The 19,797-nt window shown below is 69.4% G+C and carries 16 protein-coding genes and 3 pseudogenes; 10 read left to right on the top strand and 9 right to left on the bottom strand.

The features are described 5' to 3' along the window. Nucleotides 1-57 precede the first annotated feature (57 nt). Nucleotides 58-1,452 carry a DHA2 family efflux MFS transporter permease subunit gene (locus AB0D85_RS40945; RefSeq protein ID WP_362332708.1) on the top strand — a complete coding sequence of 465 codons (1,395 nt, stop codon included), beginning with the start codon at nt 58-60 and terminating at the stop codon, nt 1,450-1,452. A gap of 543 nt (nt 1,453-1,995) precedes the next feature. On the opposite strand, the gene AB0D85_RS40950 is transcribed toward AB0D85_RS40945, so the two are convergent. After that, nucleotides 1,996-2,154: a hypothetical protein gene (locus AB0D85_RS40950; RefSeq protein ID WP_362332397.1), complete on the bottom strand. Its 159-nt coding sequence runs from the start codon at nt 2,152-2,154 to the stop codon at nt 1,996-1,998. Between the two features lie 607 nt (nt 2,155-2,761). After that, nucleotides 2,762-4,336, bottom strand: coding sequence for a hypothetical protein (locus AB0D85_RS40955; RefSeq protein WP_362332400.1), 1,575 nt, complete (start codon nt 4,334-4,336; stop codon nt 2,762-2,764). A gap of 242 nt (nt 4,337-4,578) precedes the next feature. Here AB0D85_RS40955 and AB0D85_RS40960 point away from each other — a divergent pair, with 242 nt between their 5' ends. From AB0D85_RS40960 to AB0D85_RS40975, 4 genes and pseudogenes are all read left to right on the top strand, one after another. Beyond that, complete coding sequence (locus tag AB0D85_RS40960) at nt 4,579-4,977, top strand: hypothetical protein (protein WP_362332403.1); 399 nt, start codon at nt 4,579-4,581, stop codon at nt 4,975-4,977. A 43-nt stretch (nt 4,978-5,020) separates the two neighbouring features. Further along, a complete protein-coding gene (locus tag AB0D85_RS40965; protein ID WP_362332405.1) occupies nt 5,021-6,646 on the top strand; it encodes an NB-ARC domain-containing protein in 1,626 nt (541 codons plus the stop codon). A 75-nt stretch (nt 6,647-6,721) separates the two neighbouring features. Further along, nucleotides 6,722-7,020, top strand: a pseudogene (locus AB0D85_RS40970) (recombinase family protein); the annotation flags it as partial. A gap of 145 nt (nt 7,021-7,165) precedes the next feature. Continuing rightward, nucleotides 7,166-7,786 (top strand): hypothetical protein, encoded by a 621-nt coding sequence (locus AB0D85_RS40975; protein WP_362332408.1) that lies wholly within the window; start codon nt 7,166-7,168, stop codon nt 7,784-7,786. A gap of 216 nt (nt 7,787-8,002) precedes the next feature. Here AB0D85_RS40975 and AB0D85_RS40980 read toward each other — a convergent pair whose 3' ends face one another. Beyond that, nucleotides 8,003-8,899: a transposase gene (locus AB0D85_RS40980; protein WP_362332411.1), complete on the bottom strand. Its 897-nt coding sequence runs from the start codon at nt 8,897-8,899 to the stop codon at nt 8,003-8,005. 736 nt (nt 8,900-9,635) lie between these two features. Next, nucleotides 9,636-10,737: pseudogene (locus tag AB0D85_RS40985) on the bottom strand (IS701 family transposase); the annotation flags it as partial. Nucleotides 10,738-11,042: 305 nt separating this feature from the next. On the opposite strand from AB0D85_RS40985, the pseudogene AB0D85_RS40990 reads away from it, so the two are divergent. Continuing rightward, a pseudogene (locus AB0D85_RS40990) lies at nt 11,043-11,645 on the top strand (IS5 family transposase); the annotation flags it as partial. Between the two features lie 69 nt (nt 11,646-11,714). Here the strand turns inward: AB0D85_RS40990 and AB0D85_RS40995 are convergent. The 3 genes from AB0D85_RS40995 to AB0D85_RS41005 form a co-directional block, all read right to left on the bottom strand. Continuing rightward, nucleotides 11,715-12,545 carry an isocitrate lyase/phosphoenolpyruvate mutase family protein gene (locus AB0D85_RS40995; protein WP_362332414.1) on the bottom strand — a complete coding sequence of 277 codons (831 nt, stop codon included), beginning with the start codon at nt 12,543-12,545 and terminating at the stop codon, nt 11,715-11,717. A 129-nt stretch (nt 12,546-12,674) separates the two neighbouring features. Next, nucleotides 12,675-13,172: a cupin domain-containing protein gene (locus AB0D85_RS41000; protein ID WP_362332417.1), complete on the bottom strand. Its 498-nt coding sequence runs from the start codon at nt 13,170-13,172 to the stop codon at nt 12,675-12,677. Between the two features lie 161 nt (nt 13,173-13,333). Then, a complete protein-coding gene (locus AB0D85_RS41005; RefSeq protein ID WP_362332420.1) occupies nt 13,334-13,771 on the bottom strand; it encodes a RidA family protein in 438 nt (145 codons plus the stop codon). A gap of 97 nt (nt 13,772-13,868) precedes the next feature. Here AB0D85_RS41005 and AB0D85_RS41010 point away from each other — a divergent pair, with 97 nt between their 5' ends. The 3 genes from AB0D85_RS41010 to AB0D85_RS41020 all read left to right on the top strand — a co-directional run bounded on the left by AB0D85_RS41010 (nt 13,869) and on the right by AB0D85_RS41020 (nt 15,991). After that, entirely contained in the window at nt 13,869-14,540 is a 672-nt protein-coding gene (locus tag AB0D85_RS41010; RefSeq protein WP_362332423.1) for a FadR/GntR family transcriptional regulator, read from the top strand. 326 nt (nt 14,541-14,866) lie between these two features. Next, nucleotides 14,867-15,079 carry a DUF1737 domain-containing protein gene (locus AB0D85_RS41015; RefSeq protein ID WP_362332711.1) on the top strand — a complete coding sequence of 71 codons (213 nt, stop codon included), beginning with the start codon at nt 14,867-14,869 and terminating at the stop codon, nt 15,077-15,079. A 48-nt stretch (nt 15,080-15,127) separates the two neighbouring features. Beyond that, the gene (locus tag AB0D85_RS41020) at nt 15,128-15,991 is read left to right on the top strand and encodes a transposase family protein (protein WP_362332426.1); all 864 of its coding nucleotides are present in this window, start codon (nt 15,128-15,130) and stop codon (nt 15,989-15,991) included. Between the two features lie 469 nt (nt 15,992-16,460). On the opposite strand, the gene AB0D85_RS41025 is transcribed toward AB0D85_RS41020, so the two are convergent. Then, the gene (locus AB0D85_RS41025; protein ID WP_362332429.1) at nt 16,461-16,928 is read right to left on the bottom strand and encodes a MarR family winged helix-turn-helix transcriptional regulator; all 468 of its coding nucleotides are present in this window, start codon (nt 16,926-16,928) and stop codon (nt 16,461-16,463) included. A 128-nt stretch (nt 16,929-17,056) separates the two neighbouring features. Between AB0D85_RS41025 and AB0D85_RS41030 the strand changes: the two genes are divergently transcribed. Beyond that, nucleotides 17,057-17,848: an SDR family oxidoreductase gene (locus tag AB0D85_RS41030; protein WP_362332432.1), complete on the top strand. Its 792-nt coding sequence runs from the start codon at nt 17,057-17,059 to the stop codon at nt 17,846-17,848. Between the two features lie 365 nt (nt 17,849-18,213). Here the strand turns inward: AB0D85_RS41030 and AB0D85_RS41035 are convergent, their stop codons facing one another. Next, nucleotides 18,214-19,254 (bottom strand): hypothetical protein, encoded by a 1,041-nt coding sequence (locus AB0D85_RS41035; protein WP_362332435.1) that lies wholly within the window; start codon nt 19,252-19,254, stop codon nt 18,214-18,216. Nucleotides 19,255-19,797 lie beyond the last annotated feature (543 nt).

The following is a 19,797-nucleotide window of genomic DNA, read 5'->3' on the forward strand; positions in this document are numbered from 1 at the left end:
TCACCCCGTCTCCGCCGTCCCGGCCAGCGTCTGGTCGTCCCCGTCATCTGCGCCAGCGTGACGTTCATCGCCATCGTCGACGGCGCCATCACCACCGTCGCGCTGCCCTCGATCGCCCGCCAGTTCGACCTCACGACGGCCGCCCTGGACGGGGTGGTCGTGGTCTATCCGGTCTGCCTCGCCATGACCATCCCCGCCTCCGCCTGGCTCGTCGAGCGGTTCGGGGCGAAACGCGTCCTGCTCCGGGCGCTCGGGGCCTTCCTCGCCTCGTCACTGCTGTGCGGCACGGCCCCCGCGCTCGCCGAACTGGTCGGCTACCGCGCCGTCCAGGGACTCTCCGCCGGGGTGCTCTTCCCGGCCTCCACCGCGCTGCTCTTCGCCACCTTCGATACCGCCGACCAGGTTCGGATATCCCGGTACATGATCGTTCCCCAGCAGATCGCCCCGGCCGCCGCACCGATCCTCGGCGGGCTGCTCGTGGACCATCTGTCCTGGCGCTGGGTCTTCTACGTCAACCTGCCGGTGGGCATCCCCGTCGTGGTGTTCGGCATGCTGTTCCTCGCCGAGCAGCGCGGCCGGCCACCCGGCCGCTTCGACCTGACCGGACTGCTGCTGAGCGCCACCGGGCTGGGGGCCGCGATGTTCGGGATCTGCGAGGGACCCAACCAGGGCTGGTCCTCGGCTCCCGTGATCGCCGGGCTGGCCCTCGGCGCGGTCCTGCTGACCGCCGCCGTCGTCTTCGAACTGCGCACCACCGAGCCCCTGCTGAAGCTCCGGCTCTTCACGGACCGGCTCTTCCGCGACACCAACCTGATCAACCTCGTCGGCCTGATCCCGATCCTGGGCGCGATGTACCTCGGCCCGCTCTTCCTCCAGGAGGCCCAGGGGCGCACCGCCCTGGAGTCCGGCACCAGCACCTTCCCCGAAGCGTTCGGCGTCCTGCTCACCGTGCAGCTCGCCGGCGTGCTCTACGCCCGCGTCGGACCCCGGGTGATCGTCGGATGCGGCATGGCCGGAGTCGCCGCGGTGCTGTTGCTCTTCTCCACCTGCGACGAGAACACCGGTCTGTGGACCTTCCGCGCCTACATGCTGCTCCTCGGTATCGCCATGGGCGGCGTCTTCATGCCGACGACGGTGGCGTCGCTCGCCAACATCGCCAAGCCCGACCTGGCACAGGCCTCCACCCTCAACACCGTCGTACGCCAGACCGGCGGCGCGCTCGCGCCCGCGGCGGTCACCACGGCCCTGGTGCTCGGCACCCCCACTGCAGCCTCCGCCCATCCGCCCACCGGCGCCTACCAGGACGCCTACCTGGCCCTCGCCGCGATCGCCGCCTCCACCGCGGTCTTCGCCTTCACCCTGCCGGACGCCGCGGCCCGCGCCGCAGCGCGGACCACGACCGCGGCCGGCAGCCCGGCACCGGCGCACGCCGGGCACGAGAACGTCCACTGACCTCCGCGCCAGGCTGCGCCAGGCGCAAGCCAGTTCCCCGCGTGGGCAGGTGGCCTTCCGCTTGTCCCAGTCGATGGTGAGAGCGGTGCGGCCGAAGCCGGCGCTGATACGTGCCTGGAGTGAGCTGTTCATCAGGACCGGGGTGACCAGGGTGACACCGAGGTTCTGTTTCACACCCACGATCAACTCGGCGAAGGCGTAACCGGAATCCAGGATCTACTCGGCAGGCCGGAGATCACGAGCGGCGAACATGTGATGGACCGGTTCGGCGAATTCCGCGTCGGCACGGTGGCGGCGGCGGTCGCGATGCCGGTCCTCAAGGGCGGCGGCCGGTCCACTCCACGGACCGTCGCCTGACCGGTAACCGCATCCCGGTCAACGACGTGGTGGCAGGTGGGTGGCCGTGCGGCTCTCTGCTGAGGCTCGGTGTGGACGGCAGAGAACTCCCGGTGCAAGTACTCCTCAAGCAGCAGTGCGGCGGCGCATGCCAGCCTGGCACCGGGCCCGGCTGACCGCCCTGCACGGCTCGGGTCCACCGATGAACTAAGGCCGGTCACGGTCCTGGCCGATCACGTCGCCGCGCTGCTTGCGCCCGGCGCTTGGGCCGGTGTCCCTATCGCCATGCACCGACGGCAGGTAGAGGGCGGCGATCAGCGCGGCCACGCGTCTGAGATGCCTGTCGATGCGCACAACCACCGTCACCTCGCTTCCGGGGAGGCCACATGCTGTGTCGGCACCGCGCGGACCACCAGCGACACGCAGATCGCCAGGGTGGCCACAGCGAGCGCGATGACGGCGAGTGTGTGTCCGCCGGGGACGTAGGCGGCCAACAGATGGCCGGGCAGACGGGCTGGTCGCGGGCGGCTGAGCGAGCCCCTGCCCGAGCGGAAACAGCACCACGTGCTCAAGGAACGCGCCGGGGTTCGCCGGCGCGGCGGGCACCACGGCCAGGGCGGCGATCGGCACCGCGACGACAACCGCCCGGGCCACGGCTCCGCGGCCGGCCCGAACCGCGACTAGCGCAAGGCCGACCGGCAGCAGCGGCCAGGCCGTGTGGCGTGGGCGCCGGCGGGGCGGAAGTCGTTCCGCTTACGCAGGGCGAGCATCGGCTGGGGGACCAGGCCCCACCAGGTGGCGCTGCCGGCGAGTTGTGGATGGGAGATGGTCCAGTCCCGTTTCCAGGAAGCCGTGTCTCCGCTCCAGTCCTCTCCGGCCTGGGGGCTACCGACGAAATGCGGTTCGCGAGGTGACGGGTTGCCGGTCTGGGACTCATCGGCTGCTGACGCCTTGCCATGCCGGGGCGGTGGCGTCAGCGGCCGCCCTGCGGCCGCGACCTCCGCGCCGCCAGGAACACCAGCGCGCCGCCCGCCACCAGCAGGACGACGGTGCCCGCCCGCAGCAGGACTCCGTCCGCGCCGGTGGCGGCGAGCCCGCCGCCCGTCGTCGTCCCGCTCGTGGTTCCCGCCCCGGAGCCGGACGGGCTCGCGGTGGCCGTGGCCGACGCGGAGGCACTGGGCGACGGGCTGGACGTCGCCGAACCGGTGGCCTTCACCGTGATCGCCGCGGTGTCGTTCGCCGCGTCGTCCTCACGATTGGGGTACTCCGGGTTCTCCACCGCCCGCACGCTGCCCCGCGCGCCGGGGACGACCCGGTCGATCCGCACCGTGAACTCCTGGGTCACAAAGTCGCCCGGCCGGAAGTCGGTGCTGCCGATGTCGCAGGTGTAGCTCTTCGCGCCGGCCTTGCCCGGTGTGCAGTTCCACAGCGGCCCGGGGTCGCCCTGCTCGCCGGGGCCGGGGGCGCCGGTGATGGTGGTGCCGACGGGCGGGGTCACCACGAACGTGCCGGAGCTGTCGGCGTCCATCCACTGGAAGTCCATCCGGCCCGGCCCGTTGTTCCGCACGCCCACGGTGATGCTCACCGTCTCGCCGGCCTTGCCCTCGACCGTGTCACCGAGCGCCTGGTAGTCGGCGTACTGGGTGGTGGCGAAGGTGCCGTACCCGGAGCCGGTGAATCCGGAGCCGGAGGCGACGGACTTCAGGCCGAGCGGTGCGCCGGCGCCGGTCTCGGGGAAGTCGGACGGGTCGAAGGAATCGGGCGCGGTGCCGCCGACCGGCCACACGACGTAGGTGTTGTAGCCGTACATCGTGTCCTTGGAGGCGGTGTAGCGCAGCGGCGCGTCCGTCTCGTAGGCCGTGCCGGGCGCGGCCGGGGTGTCGAACCGGCACCAGGCGCCGGTGTCGGGCTGGTCCGAGTAGTGGCAGTTGGAGTGGTCACGGGCGAGAGAGACGCCTTCTGAGTCCTGCACCAGCAGCATGACGCCGTTGTCCGCGGGGGCTGTGCTGGTGTTGACGAAGGCCGGGGTGCGCTCGAAGACGGCGCCGGGCGCGATGCCCTTCAGCGCCGGGTAGGGCCGGCGGACGAGCTTCGGCCCGCCGACCAGGACGTCCGTCTTCCCCGTCACGGTGGCCGCGTCGGAGGCGGTGGCGGTGTAGGTGATGGCACCGGTGTCGCCCGCCTTGGCGGCCGCGGTGGGCTTCAGGAAGAACGGGGCGATCAACTCCCTGCCCGACAGCGGGCCCACGTCGCACCTCACCTTCAGGGTGCCGGTGCTCACGCAGTCCCCCGTGACCACCATCGTCGCCTTCCCCGTGAGGGACGACGCGTCGACCGCGACCGAGACGTCATGGGCGTCCCCGCCCGAGGCGGTGATGCCGAGGTCCAGGTTCGGGCCCTCGCCCTCGGTGGGGAGGTAGTAGTTCTCCTGGGCGTTCAGGACGAGCGTCGTTCCGGTGGCGTGCGCGGCCGGGGTCGCGGCCGCCATGGCGGCGGTCGCGAAAGCGGCGGCCGCCGCTGTCCGCCATGTTCTGCGTATCGTCAGCACACTACGTGGACACGCCAGAACACTGGAAGGTTGTGCCCGAGCGGCCGTCAGCTGAACGGAAGCCGACGGGCAGAAGTTCACCGGGAATCTGCAGAGACCGGCGCGGGATCCCCACAGGCCAGCTGCCGCGTTTCCGCAGGTCACCGAATTCCGTCGGTAGCCCGCCGCTGCCACGGGCTCGCCAGGACCGCCTCCAGCGCCAACTCACCGCAGCCGCAATCAATCTGGCCCGACGGGGCGAATTGACCAGCAGCATCACCAGTGTCCCGAGGTCGCACACGCTGCTGTCGACGCTGTGGCACGTACGGGAGACGGACATCACCGACTCGCCGGTGGAGCTGTTCATCCGGCTCGTGCAGAAGATCAACACGCGGGCGGAGAAGAAGGTCGAGGGCGAGTTCAACAAGGAGCTCAAGCGGGTCCGCGGCAAGGAGGGCATCCTGCTGCGGCTGGCGGAGGCGGCGGGCGCCGAGCCGGGCGGCACGGTCCGCAAGGTGGTCTATCCGGTGGCCGAGGAGTCCACGCTGAAGGCTCTGGCGACGGAGGCCGCGGCGAACGAGGCCCGCTACCGGGCCCGGGTACGTACCAGTACGGGACCCCTGGTGGTCGAACAGACCGGTGAGCAGTTGCCCCGCGCCTAGAATGTTCTTGTCAGGGGCACAGCTTCACGACGCGGGGGGCATCGTGGCTGAACAGCGGGGGGCACTGCCAGATCCGGGCCGGGCGGTTGATCTGGCCGAGTTCGTCGGTCTGCTGGGTGAATTACGCGCGTGGGCAGGGATGCCCTCGTACCGGGTGCTGGCGAAGCGGGCCGGGCCGCTCATACGGCCGCCGCGGGCCCTGCCGACGATGACGGTTGCGGACGCGTTCAAGACCAGGCGGCGCCGCCTGGATCTGGACCTCGTGATCGCGATCGTTCGTGCGCTCGGCCTGGACGAGCCCGCAGTCGATTGCTGGCGCCAGGCCTGCATCAAGGTCCACGCACAGACCAAGACCGGCGGCCCGGTCGGTGTGCTACGACAACTCCCGGCCGACCTGAAGGATTTCACGGGGCGCCACGGCGAGATGGAGACGATCGCGGAAGCGGCCGATCATGCCGCCGACGCGGTGACGATCATCGGCATTGAAGGCATGCCGGGAGTGGGCAAGAGCCGGTTGGCTCTGCACGCCGCCCACACTCTCGTCAGGAGCAGCCGCTTCTCCGACGTACAACTGTATGTCGACCTACGTGGCTTCGATGCCGACAGCCGGCCCGTCGACCCGGCTTCGGTTCTTGACGGCTTTCTCCGCGCGCTCGGTACTCCCGGCAACCAGATCCCTGAGAGCCTGGAGGACCGCGCGGCAGCGTTCCGCTCAGCCCTGGCCGGCCGGGCGGCGTTGATCGTGCTGGACAACGTTGCCGAGGAAAACCAGGTCAAACACCTCATCCCCGGTGTGCCCGGCGCACTGGTTCTCCTGACCTCGCGCCGGACATTGGCCGGGATCGACGGCGTAGTGACGGTGCCGTTGGACGTGCTGTCTTCTACCGAGTCGCACGTGCTGCTCTCGCGCACGGTCGGCGGGGCCAGGGTCGCCCGGGAACCGGGCGCGGCCGAGGCCGTGGGCGAGGCCTGCGGCCACCTGCCGTTGGCGGTCAGCTTGGCCGGAGCCAGGCTGAAGAGCCGACCGGCCTGGTCTGTGGCAGATCTGCTGACCGAACTTCAGGCCTCGGGTCTGGACGCGATGGCAGTTGGCCGACGGTCGGTGACTCCGTTGTTCGACCTCTCACTGAAGGGACTTCCGCCCCAGTCACGGCGGATGTTCCTCCTGCTCGGTCTGTGTCCCGGCAAAGACGTCGGCGCTGAAAGCGCCGCCGCACTGGCCGGCACCACCCCGGCACAGGCACGGAAACTGCTGGAAGCTCTCGGCGACGAAGGGCTGGTGTTGAGCAGGACAGCGGGCCGGTTCGAGCTGCACGGCCTCTTGCGGGGCTATGCGGCGCGAACAGCCGGACAGGAGATTTCCGACCCACAACGGCGGGCGGCGTTACGGAGCGTACTGGACTGGTACACCACGCGGATGCAGGACATCACCGCGCACCGACCAGCGGCGGCCAGGAAGCTGCTCACCCGGGTCTCAGCACAGGCAAAAAGCGACAGTTGCATGCTTTCCCTGGCGTGGTCCGCCGTCGGCGACGTGCACTACCTGTCCGGCGAGCTCGCATCCGCCGAGACCTCCTACCAACGCGCCATGGCCCTCGGTGCAGTCCCCCGGAGCCGTAGCCAACGACCGGACTGCTTCGAATCGGCCGGCCTCGAACCACCCCGATGAAAAGACATGAGCCTGACCAGTAGCCACGGTCGCGGCACGACAGAGAGCCGGGTGATGGTCACCATGCTTCCCAGGCTTGCCGAGTTCATCAGAGAGCTGATCGTCTCCGACACCCGTGAGGGCCCGGCCTTGCCCGTGCCCGTGCCCGCGGCAACGTCGGCGGCCGGCCCGTCGCCGCCACCCCCGAGATCATCCAGGCCGCCCGCACCCTGCTGCCCGACCCCGAGCAGTCGATCACCTCGATCGCCAAACTCCTCGGCGTCAGCCCCGGCGCTCTCGACAACCACATCCCCGACCTGCAGGAGCGGCACGAGACCGGCCGCGCCGTCCGCCACGCTGCTCACCCACGCCGACCCCGACAGCTGTGCTCCTGACAACCAGAACCCAGGATCGAGGTGTACGGGTTCGTACGGGATCCGTGGCCTTGCCCCGCTGTCGCAGGCAGCCTGGTGGTGCCGCTCAGCGGGGCCGGCCCAAGCCGCGGCTCGACTCAGATCCACTTCACAGTCAGGAATCACCATGCGTCTTCGCGCCATCGCCGCCGCCACCGCGGCCGCTTCCGCCCTCGCGTTGGCCGCCGCCGGCACCTCCCAGGCGGCCAACGCGGCAAGCCACCACTCGCCCACCAGGCACACCACCAGCCACGCAAGCGTCACCTACAACGCCGCCGGGCGGGCGATCCTGCGCTCGGGCATCAAGGGCATGCACACCAACGCCGCAGCGTCCTGCGGCCTGGAAAACATCGGCGCCCCCGGCAGCTTCAGCTACGAGGACACCTACGCGGGCCAGGTCGAGCAGATGTGGGACACCTGCTCGGGTCGGGTGGTCGCGCACTGGCAGTTCGCGAGCGGGTTCATCAACTCCGGCTATTTCGGGACACCCGTCTCCCTGGCGGTCGGCGACCCCTACGGCGGTACGCTCTGGGCGGACAACGTCGGCCGCGCCTACTCCTCGGAGAAAAACGTCTACCTCTGGGGACCGAAGTGGAACGTCTACAGCCCGGATGCCTGGCGCGTGGGCGCCGAGGTGAACGACTGCCAGTGGATCTCCTGGGGCACCCTGCACAACTACGCGGGCTACGACCAGGACGGCCCGACCGTTACCAGCGGACAGGGAACCTTCCCGGCCGCCCCGTTCTGATGAACTGAACCGCCGCTGCCGCAGCTGCTCGGCATCCGCCCGGGCGCCGGCAGACCGGTCCTCGGCCTGCAGTTCGCGGCAGGGAAAGCGCCTTGGGCGTGCGACGGGCCCGCAAACCGGCAGCGGCCACTCCCGGCGGGAGGCGCCAGCGTCTCGCTGACGCCTCCCGCCACGGCTGGAATTGCTCCTGCCGGGCCTCAAAGGTCTGACGGCGGATCAGCTGTAGTTCACGATCTTCATCGGGGAGTCAGGCCGTTGCGGCTGCGCTGACGTTGTTCCAGCGGCGGTGGGACTCGGCGGCCCGCAGCAAATGGAGCAGCTCGCGGGCGCTGACCGCGACGAGACGGGCCGGGCTGGTGGGGCGGTGGTGCAGGCGCTGGTAACGGCGAGGACGGCGGCGAGCATGCTGATTGCGAGTGGGAAGTCCTCTTCGATCCTCCAGCGGCGAGTGATCACGTCGATCAGGGCCGCCAGAGCGAAGGGCGTAGTGGAGTGGCAGCGGTAGAAGGAAGGTTCGCCGGTGTAGCGGTGGCGGCGGACGACCAGGTACGCGTGTCCGTCCTCGTGGCCGTCGGGGGCATCGTCGACATGGACCTCGGGGAGCGCCCAGTCATAGTGCCGGTCGCCCTTCAGGCCGTGGCCGGTGCGCATCCTGGCCCATGTCTCCTTCGGGACCCGGTCAGCGAGTTGGGCGGCGGTGAAGGAGCCGGCGCCGATCGTGGCGCGGTGGTCCGCGCGGATGGCGAGCGCGTGGTCGAAGCCGAGCCGACGGGCCTCACGGCTCAGGTCGCGTCCGCCGTACACCTCGTCGCCGGCCAGCCAGCGCGCCGCGATGCTCAGGCGGCGGACACGCTCCATCATGGCGGCGGCGAGCTGCGGCCCGATGGCGAACTCCACCTCGTCGGGGACATGGGTAAGCAGACGGCGCTCTTCGTCTTCGGCCCAGGCTGCGGGCAGATGCAGGGCCCGGCCGATCATCGCGTGGCCGCGCTCGCCGGCATAGGTGAGGTGGACGGCCACCTGGCACAATCCCACCCCGCCGAGTGCCCGGGAGTACTCGCGGGCCGCCCCGGCGCAGTCGGTGGAGGACTTCGCGTCGCCGGCCTTATCCACTCAACACCGCGGTGTCGTAGGCGAGTTCACCCGCAACCCAGGCGCGAGCCGGTCACGGGCCAGGTCGTGACCGAAGCCGGAGCGCGAGAGGAAGTGCTGCAGGCGGTGCGGGCCAGAGTGGCCGAGAGCCTCGGCGAGCGTTCAGCAGTTGCGGGTGTCCAGCTCCATCAGCGTTGCCTCGGTCACCTCCCGCGCCGCCAGCCGCGGTTCCCGGCGAGGGAAGCAGTCCCCGCGATCTCGCCCATCCCCGCCCTGAGCGCCGCTGTCCATGTCTGCTTGACTGTCGTGACCTCCACGGCCACCTGGTCCTTGATCGTCGTCACAAACGTTCATGATCACGGTGGCCGCACCTCTGCCCGCAGGCACCTCGGGAGCGGTCTGACCAGCGCGAAAGCGTCAACGGTTAAGAACTGCGACTGCCGTGCTGGTACTCCAGTTACACTTCTTTATTTGTCCTGGTCACAGGGTCTTTTGTGAGTCTAGTGAGCTGACGCTCCGTCAGGAGGGTGATGGTTCGTGACTCACCCGATCGGGGTGCGTGCGGCGCTGCAGTGGCCGTGGCGGGCGATGGCCTGATGGCGTCGGCGCCCGTGGGACCGGTGGAGCCGGTGCGCGGGTGACCGATGCCGGGCCGCGGAGGGACGGGCAAGGTCCAGGAGCTTCCGGACTTCTGCCACGGAGAGGGGAACGAGGCCGCTCGAACCGTTTCTTCGGCCCCCCTTTCGAGGGCATGGGCCGCCAGGAAGGCGTGCGCGAGCATGGCAAGGGTGATGTGGCGGTACCAGCCGACATAGCGGCGGACTTCGTACTGGTCCAGGCCGCATTCGTTCTTGGCGGCCTGGAAACACTCCTCGATGACCCACCGGGCGCCGGCCACCCGGACCAACTCCGTGACGACGGTGCCAGCCGGGGCGAACGCGAGGCAGTAGGCGACCTCCTCGGGACGGGCCAGGCTGCGGCGGGCCAGCACCCAGCGGTAGTGGGCAGGGACTGAGCCCTCGACGGTGGGCAGTTCGGCTGCGGCCCAGTCGTAGACCCGCGGCCCCTTCGCGCCGTCCCCGCAGGAGATTCACTCCCAGGCATCGGGCGGAGCGCCGGTCAGGACATGGTCGATACGCCAGCTCCCCGCAGGCGACTTGACCTGCTGCGACTTGGGCACTGCGAGCACATAGCCGACACGGGCTTCCTCCGGCATCCGCCTGAAGTGCCACTCCTGCCCGTAGGCCGCATCCGCGGTCACCCAGGCAATCGGCAGAGCAGAGCCCAGCGCCCGCTGAACCATGACACGTGCCAGCTCCGGCCTGGTGGCGAAGGACTTCTCCTCGGGGATCCGGGCCGCGCGGCACCGATCGGGATCCTCAGTCCAGGACTTGGGTAGGTAGAGCTCGCGGTCCACCAGCGCCCGGCCCCTGGCAGAAGCGTAGGCGGCGAACACCCCGATCTGGCAATTCTCCGTACGGCCCGCGGTGCCGGAATATTGCCGCTGCACCCCGGCGGGAGACGGTGCCCTTCTTCAGGAAGCGCGTGTCGTCGACGATCAGCACGCCGCCTGGCTGCCCGAGTCTCTCAGCCACGTAGTCCTGCAGGTTGTCGCGGATCTGCTCCGGATCCCACTGGCACCATGACAGCAGCCGCTGTAGTCCATGCGGGGTGCCGTGGCCCGCGTACTCGGCTATCTGCCAGCTGTTCTTCCTGCCCACCGGGCCCAGCAGGCCGCGCACGTAGTCCCGCATCCGCCGCCGGGGCTCAACGCGGCCGAAGCGCCCGCCCACCCGCTGCAGCAACGACTCCGACTCGGCATCCCACAGACCTACTTCGACATCGCTCTCCGTCCCCATGGCTGGTTCCACGCACCCCCACACTGCGGGTGCGGATAGGAAAAGGGCGGAAGACCCGACCCGTCGGCCAGCGCTGACACCCGCCCGACGGCTTGCCGAAATTCCTCTGCCGCATGCTCCCGGGCCCGGTCACCGACCGGGACTTGATCCCGGCAACTGCCGGACAGGTGTTGCCGGAAGCTTCGCGTCCTATGAGCAAGTGGTCCCCGGGAAGTGGACGCGATCCGGGTGGGCGCCGGAGGCGGCCTTAGGACCTGTCCGGCGGATCATGTGACCGCATCGTTCCTGGATGATTATTTTTGCTCGTGGGGTGGGGCGATCTGACGAACGGTGAGTGGGCGCGACTGGCGCCGCAGCTACCGAAGTCCGGTCGCCGGGGAGGACGTTGGAATGATCACCGCAAGGTGATCAACGGGATCCTGTTCCGAATACGCACAGGTGTCCCGTGGCGGGACCTGCCCTCGCGGTTCGGGAACTGGAAAACCGTCTATGAGCGTCACCGCCGTTGGTCAGCGGACGGCACGTGGCAAGGCATCCACCAAGCCGTTCTGACCGACGCCGACGATCAGGGGCGAATCGACTGGAGCATGGTCAGCGCGGACTCCACCTCGTGTCGGGCTCACCTGCACGCTGCCGGAGCACCGCGCAGGCCGCCACGGATCCCCAAGCGGAGATCAACGCCCCGGCAGCACCGTCCCGACGAAGGACTCGGACGCTCCAGGGGCGGTTTGACCTGCAAGATCCACCTTGCCGGGGAGGGCGGTCTTCGCCCACTGGCCCTGCTGATCACGCCGGGCCAGTGGGGCGACAGCCCGCAGCCGATCCCCGTCGTGGAGCGCATCCGGGTCAAGCGCCCCGGCGGTGGCCATCCGCATACGCGGCCCGACCACCTCGGGGGCGAAAAGGCCGCGGCGCCGACGGCCACGGTACCGTCACCGTGGCGGCGATCAGGCTGTGGCTGCGCTCTTGACCGTGTCTCAGCGTGTGGGCTCGGCCAGGAGCAGCGCGTTGAGGGTGGCGTAGTCGAATCCGTCCTCCAGCGTGGTCGTCGTGCCCTTCTCCAGCAGTTCGCGGGTGGCCCGGCGGACCAGCCCGTACGCTGCCTCGGCGATGGAGGACCCCGCGCTGATGCGGGCGGCTCCCGCCTCGGCGAGCTCGGACACCGGGAGTGTGCCGGGGCCGGCCAGGACGTTCACTGGTAGGGGTTGGGAGCCCACGAGTGTCCTGACCGTCTCGGCGTCCGGTGTGCCGAGGACGAAGATGCCGTCCGCGCCGGCCGCCGCATAGGCGTGGGCGCGGGTGAGCGTTTCGTCCAGCCAGGTCGTCCGGTCGCCGAGCGACAGGCGGTGGGTGTCGATGCGGGCGTTGATGAACAGCGGGATGCCGGTCTCGTCTGCGGCCTCGCGGGCAGCTGCGATCCGTTCTGCCTGCTCGGCGACGGGGCGCAAAGTGTCTTCCAGGTTGATCCCCACGGCTCCGGCCGCGAGGACGCCTCGGACGGTCTCGGCCACGCCGTCAGGGTCGGTCGCGTAGCCGCGTTCGATGTCGGCGGTGACCGGTACGTCAACAGCGGCCGTGATCCGGGCGATCGCGCCGAGCGCCTGGTCGCGGGTCATGTGATCGCCGTCGCCGTAGCCGAGTGACCAGGCGACCCCGGCACTGGTGGTCGCGATCGCAGCAGCACCCGCGTCCGCCGCCACACGGGCGGAAGCACCGTCCCACGCGTTGGGCAGGACCAGCGGCGTGCCTGGTACATGCAAGGAACGGAACCTCTGCGCGATATCAAGAAGTATTGCCATGGGTAACATTGCTCCATGAGAGCCAGATGAACGATCACGGCCCACACCCGTCGACGCCATGATCCGCCGGACAGGTCCTAGTGCCGCGATGAGCGGGCGGACAACACAACCGCCGACCCATTGTTGCGCTGAGCATTGCTATTCGCGTGCGGCGTTCCAGACAGGACTCGTTCCGAAATAGGAGTCGTAGAGTTCCTGAACGTCGAGGAGGCTCTCCGGCGGTATCTTTCCGTCGCGGATGCGCTCAAGGTGACGGAAGTACTCGAAGCGCTCCACCCCGGGCGTGATGATGACCAGCATTTCCGCGATCTCGCCGGGTGCGGCGGCGAAGGCATGCTGTGTACCGGGCGGTACGACGACAACATCCCCGCGCTCCGCGGTGACCACTTGATCGCCGGACAGTAGCTGGGCGGTGCCGTCGAGGACGTAGAACATCTCGGCAGACCTGCCGTGGTGGTGCGGACGGGCGCCGTCCGCACCCTTGCCGAGGGTGACACGCATGCTTGAAAGGGCACCGCCCGTGGCGGAACTGTCGACGAGCAACTGGTTGGTTACCGGGCCGTCCTTTCCTATCAATTCGGCGTCAGCAGAACGTACGACGACGGTTCCGTCGAAGTCGGGGATGAAAAGAGACATTACTTGCTCCTGCAATATTAATCGCGCTGAGACGGCCAGTTTCGGGTACCGCGCAGTCAGCCGGGGCGGCGGAGATCGCTTGCCGACTGCCCGCACTGGCATCGACGGGCGAATGGCGCGCCTTTATCCGGCGACGCGCCATTGCCAGGGGTCGCGCACTGTCAGCCAAGTACCGCCACGGCCTCTATCTCAATCTTCAGCTCAGGGCCGACCAGCCGGTTGACACCTATATGGCTGCGTGCCGGCCGGTGCTCGCCGAAGAATTCCGCGTAGACCCGGTTGACCTCGTCCTGGGCGTCCATGTCGGTGTTGAAAATGGTGACCTTGACAATGTCCTGGACATCGCCGCCGGCCGCCTTCAGCGCGATGAGCAGGTTCTCCAGGCAGGCCCGGGTCTGTTCCGCGATGCCGTCGGGCACTGTCAGCTCGTCCTCCTCATGGGGGTGCTGGTGTATGAGCGGGTAAGCGGTGGCGCCCGAGAGCCATACGGTGTCGCCGCGCGTGACGACCGCCGGGGCGAACGGCATCGCGTCTGCCCCGGTGTCTTCGCGCAACTGCGCGGCCCAGACCAAGGACTCGGGTGTGATGAACTGCTTCACCGTGTCTCCAGATTTGTATGATGACTGATGAATGATGGCAGGTGACCAGGATACTGTGGGGCCGGAAGATTGCAACCGGCGGGAAAGGGAGCCCCCCATGCGCATGATCGGCCGCAGGTCATCGGTCGACGAGGTCGTTGGTCAGCTCGTCGAGGCTCTGACAGAGGGCACTTGGGCGATCGGGGACCGGCTGCCGACCGAGCAGCGGCTCACCGAGGAGCTGGGGGTGAGCCGCACCGTGATCCGGGAGGCGGTACGGGCCCTGGTGCACCTGGGCGTACTGGAGACCCGGCAGGGTGCCGGTACCTACGTGGTCTCCACCGCTGACCCCGCCCCCATGCTGCGCCGGTTCGGAACCGCCGACGTACGCGAGGTGTTCGAGGTCCAGCTCGGCTTCGACGTTCAGGCGGCCCGGCTCGCTGCCACCCGCCGCACCGAAGCCGACCTGCGGCGGCTGCGCGTCTTGCTGGCTGCCCGGCATCGCGCCATCGCGCCGGAGGAGTTCGCCCGCGCTGACGCCGACTTCCACCTGGCCGTGGTGGAGGCGGCAGGCAACAGTGTGCTCCTGGAGTGCTACCGCTTTTTCGTCGGTCGGCTCCACGACAGCCTGCACGCGCTGCGCAGCCAGGACATGATCCAGGAGAGCGGTGCCGAGCCCCACGACGAACTGCTGGCGGCGATCGAGGCCGGAGACGAAGCCGCGGCGGCTGCCGCGGCCGCGGCAGCGATCCGCCCCAGCCTCAAGGCGCTCACCCCGCCGCAGGGCTGAACAAGGGCGACACGTGCGCCCCCAGCCCGGCAGGGCGGACCAACGCGTCGATCCGATCGCGCAGCTCAGCACATCAGCGGGGTCCGCGACCGGGTGGCCTCACGGACGTGAACGCACAGCAGAACCATCCACACCCGGTGCGCGATGGGCCGGCGCGAGGTCGCCGTTCCCCAGCCCGGCTTCTCCCATCAGTGCTCACTGTCTCCGAGGACGGGCAGGCTGGTGAGTCGACGATGGCCTCCAGAGGGGGGTGCCTCTGACGAGCTGGGGAGCAATTGGCTTCGGGTCGAAGTGGCCCGAAGCCTCGGCGAGCGGGTGCGTCTGGGATCCTTCTTCTCACGAGCACACCACCTGCCGGATTGCCGATCTACCGAGTCTTGACCGGGCTGGATGACTCCAGGTTCTGCTGGCGGGTGAGCGAAGCGATGGATCTTGGCTACGAACTGTACGAAGGCCCCGCCGTCACCTTCAACGGTGAGAGCGTCATCGTCGCCCAAGCGCTGGTCCGGCCGACACGAGCGTCGAACCTCGGTGCGTAGCGGTATTCGCGATCAGCCGTGACATGCGAAGGGCCGCACGGGTGAGTTGTGACGCAAGCCTGGGCCCGTGCGGCTTGTTCCCGCCCTGCCCTGTCCGGCATCTCCGGTGCACATCTCGGCGATTTGAACGAAGACCGACTGCTGGTCACGCTGGCGCACCCACGGCTCGGGCCGCCGCACGCGGCACTCGCTGAACTGTACAGAGTGGACCGCTCCGCCGTTTCCGTAGCGGTACGGCAAGTCCGGCCCTTGCTGGCGGCCCGCGGCTTCGCCGTCCCCGACCGCCCCGGTGTGCGGATCCGCACCCTGGAAGACCTGTTCGCCTACGCCGACGCCGAAGGCGTGGAGACGCGGATCGACGGCACCGAGGTCCAGGTCCGCCGCCCGAAGGCGGGCAGACCCGGCCGCAAGGCGTTCATCTCCGGTGAGAAGAGACAGAACACCATCAAGACCACCACCTTCAGCGACGGCCGGGGCCGCACTCCATTCAGCGGCGTGGTCCGGCCCGGGCGCATGCACGACCAGACCGCCGTGCGCACCGAGGGCACCGCCGAACAACTCCGACAGCACCCACCGTCAAGGCCAAGGTCGACGAAGGCTGCCGCGGCCTGGCAGGCGAGTTCCCCGACCAGGTCGTCGCCCCGCCGAAGAAACCCAAGGACAACGCACCGCTGGGCGAGCATCACGCCTGGCGCGAGCAGCGCCGCCGCCGGTCCTCCGGCGGATCGACGTCGAGCACGCCAACGCCGAACTCAAGCAGTGGCGCCCCTACAGCGGTTCACCGGCCGACGCGAAACCTACCCCGAGACCCATCTCGCCATCGCCTTCCTCGTCTCCGACCGGGTCGCCCGCCGGGCGACCCGGCACAAGCAGAGCACCGAACTGGTCCTCGCCCGGCCGACGGCCTGCTGATCTCCCACCAGCCGACCCGCCAGGCCACACCCTCGAACCCAATTGCTCCCAAGGTCGTAAGGGCTTCGTCAATCCTGTAATGCCGGGTTGAGGTGATGCGTCGGTGTGGGGTTCATGCGGCGGCGGGGGTGGTGGTGTCGGGCTCCGGGGTTGGTAGAAGGTGCCGTCGCGGAGCATGCCAGACAGGACGCTGATGCGTTGGCGGGCGAGGCGGAGCACGCAGGTTGACATCGGCGGCGGTGCACGACGGCGCGTCGAAGTGGCTGGAGCCGGATCTGCCGACCGCCATCGAGCCGTGTATCGACATGCCTCATCGCAGAGTGGTCGAACTCCTCAAGCGGTGGCCGTGTACGAGCGGCGTCCTTGGACGTCCTGGGCTGAGTAAGGGCGTCCGCCCGGTGACGCGAACGTCTCCGGTCTTGCCGGCGTCGGCCCACGGGGCGGTGCCGGGCTTCGCGGCGGGATCCGCTCAGGCTGTCGGGGGTGCGAGGGCCTCAGCCAGGGCCACACGCAGATCTGCACGGGCGGCGGCGCCGATGCCCGCGAGGACATCGTCCTCGACCGCGGCGGCCAGGGCGTCGGCCCGGCGGAGCAGCGCGTGGCCCTGGTCGGTGAGGGTGAGGCTCTGGCGCCGGCGGTCGCGGGGGTCCCGCTGGCGGCGCAGCAGTCCGCGTCCTTCGAGGTCGTCGACGAGGGTTACGACGATGGCGGGCAGCACGCCGAGCGCGGTGGCCAGTTCGAGCTGGGAGCCGGGACGGTCCTCCGCGAGGACGGCCAGGGCGTGGTATTGGCGACCGGTCAGTTCCAGTTCCGCTAGCTGCGGGGCCGCCCTGGCCTGGATCTCCTTGTCCGCGCGGGCGAGCAGCAGTGCGAGCCTTCCGGTCACCGCCCGGGGTGGCGCCGAGGCGGTCGATGGCGGGAAGTCGGGCAGGTCCATGGCGGCGAGACTACCAGGACTGAATCATTCATAATTTGATTGATTCAGACTTTGAAGTAATGTGGTGGTCGCAGCCGCCGCCCTCCGGCAGCCGCGACCACTCACCCTTCCTCTCATAAGGACCAGACATGAACGACTTCAGCGGTCAGTGCGCTCTCGTGACCGGCGCCTCCTCGGGCATCGGGGCGGCCTTCGCCGAGCAACTCGCCGCCCTGGGCGCGGACCTCGTCCTCGTCGCCCGCTCCGGGGCACGCCTTGAGGAGCTCGCGGCACGGCTGCGGGAGGCCCATGGCGTGCGGGCGGCCGTCCTCCCCGCCGATCTCGCCACTCCGGGTACGGCCCGGCGACTGGCGGCCGACCTCCGCGAGCGGGGCCGGGAGATCGACGTACTGGTCAACAACGCGGGCTTCGCCATGCACGGACCGTTCGCCGAGGCCGACCAGGCGCGGGTGAACGAGCAGGTCGCGCTGAACGTCGCCGCCCCGGTGGAACTGACCGGGCTGCTGCTTCCCGGCATGATCGAACGTGGACGCGGCACCGTCGTGAACGTCGCCTCCACCGCCGCGTTCCAGCCGCTGCCGCACATGGCGGTCTACGGCGCGACCAAGGCGTTCGTCCTGTCCTGGACGGAGGCGCTGTGGGCCGAGACCCGCGGCACCGGCGTCGACGTCCTCGCCCTGTGCCCAGGAGCAACGCAGACACGGTTCTTCGACGTCGTCGGTACCGACGCGGCCTCGGTGGGGCGGCGCCAGACTCCCGAGCAGGTGGTCTCCGCCGCCCTGCGGGCGCTCGCCCACAGCCGCCCGTCGACGGTCAGCGGGCACGCGAACGCGGCGCTGGCCTCGCTGCCGAGGATCATGCCACGCACGGTGATGCTCCGCCTCAGCGAGCGTAGCCTGCGGCCCCGTGACGCCGCCTGACTCCATACGCGATCAGCCGGACAAGACCCAGGCTACGGGCATAGGCGGCCGTGTCGTCGACGACCTCGGGGCGACCGCCGTGTCGGCCTCGTTCACGGGCGGACGCCTGGTATCACCCGGCTTCTCGTCCAGGACTTCGTCGTCAGCATCAGCAGGGAAGCACCCTGCGCACCGCGTAGGTGAGGGAGGAATGGCGCTACTCGGCAGCCCCCAGGTCGCGCGGCCCACCCGTCAGCGCCATCACCCGCTGCATCCGGTTCCACCCGCTCGATCCCTCGGCCTGGAACCAACACACCCCGCCGGCCACAGACCTCAGAAGTACCCGCGAAACAAGGAACAAGCCGCGTCCGGCGATCCGTGCCTGGTCATCCGACACCACCGATGAAGCGCACCTCCGGATATCGGGGCGACGGTCCTTCGAAGATCGGGGAGCGACGACCGCGCAGGTGGAGGTCGAAGTTGGCGAGCAGGAAGCGCCGCTGGACGTCGATGCCGCGTGTACCGTCGAGCGGGCCTATGAACTCGGCCAGCTGTTCTTCGGTCGCTCCGAGTCGCGCGGCGACCTGCGGCATGAACGTCTCGTAGTCCGTGTACGAGAAGTGCCGGGTACCGGTCAGCCGGAGCCAGCGGCGCCAGCCTCGCAGCCGGGGCCAGATCTCGGACCAGCCCTGGTTGCCGTCCGTGTCCTCGCTCATCAGGAGGAACGGCTTGCGCAGTCCCTCGGTCACCACCGGGCCGAAGAGGCTGCCGTCGAGATTCGCGCCTGCCGCGATCGGCGCCCCGGCCACCATCGCCGAGGCCGTGGTCGCACCACCCAGGGAGTGGCCGAACATGGCGGTCCTGGACAGGTCGAGGACGTCACCGAGTCCGTGCGGAAGCGGATTCCGGCGGCCCCGTGCCCGCCGCGACAGCTCCTCCAGTACGAAACGGGTGTCGGCCACCCGAACGTCGACTGCCTTAAGGACCACCGGGTCGTCGTCCTCCCCCGTGAGCGGAGGCATCGCGTACTTCTCGACCCGGCCACCGGGGAACTCGACCTGACCGGCGTCATATGTGTGGTCGATGGTGACCACGATGTATCCGTGGCTCACGAGTTCCTCGACCAGCGCCGTGCTGGAGCCGCGATGCTGACCGTGTCCGTGGGAGTAGAGGATCACTGGGCGTCGGCCCCCGCGCGTGTTCGCCGCCGCACCGATACGGGCGTGCGTGTCCGGCAGCGTGGCGTACTCGGGAAGGAGATACCCCGTCTGCTGGAAGACCTTCGCGGCCTGTCCTGTCATCCATGGAGCCCTGGGCAGCCCGGCGGCTGCGCGTGCGGGGTACCAGAGCTGAACCATCAGCTCTCGTACCGGCCGTGCGGCGACCCAGGGATCCCGACGGCTGCGGTCGATGAGATGCAGCGCCATGGTGCCGAGGGCATGGTGACCGCTCGGCGGCGGAAGGACGAGCCGTACGGGCGGCTGGGCATCACCTGGCGCTCTGCGGGGCGACGCGGCAACGGCGGAGGTGCCGGGGACAGCGGTCAGGGCGAGTCCTGCGGCGAGCACGATGCCCGTCGTCGCTATACGTCTCCTGCTGATTCCGGTGGTCCTGCTGGTGCTGCGGGTACTGCTCGCCGGGGATGAGGCCGGATGCGGCATGGCGATCTCTTTCGCGGGTCGTATGCGTGGTGCGCAGGCACGTGGGTACCTTTCGAAAGGCTATGAACCGCAGCGCCGGTGAACTGCTGCGATTCGTCACCGCTTTCACTGACATTTGTCACTCGGTCGGCGTCACACGGAGGAGGCCGAGCGTGCGCGCAGTCGTACGGGAGGAGCGTGACCGGCGCCGATTGCCACCACCGTCACGCCGAGGATCCCGCTCAGTTCAACCATGAAAACCTCTCATTCGTAGGTGCGTTGCACCACTTTCCCTGCGCGGGTCGGCCAGGCGTGGATCGTGCACATGTC

It is taken from the genome of Streptomyces sp. NPDC048277, from assembly GCF_040652235.1.
In the GTDB taxonomy this organism is placed as follows: domain Bacteria; phylum Actinomycetota; class Actinomycetes; order Streptomycetales; family Streptomycetaceae; genus Streptomyces.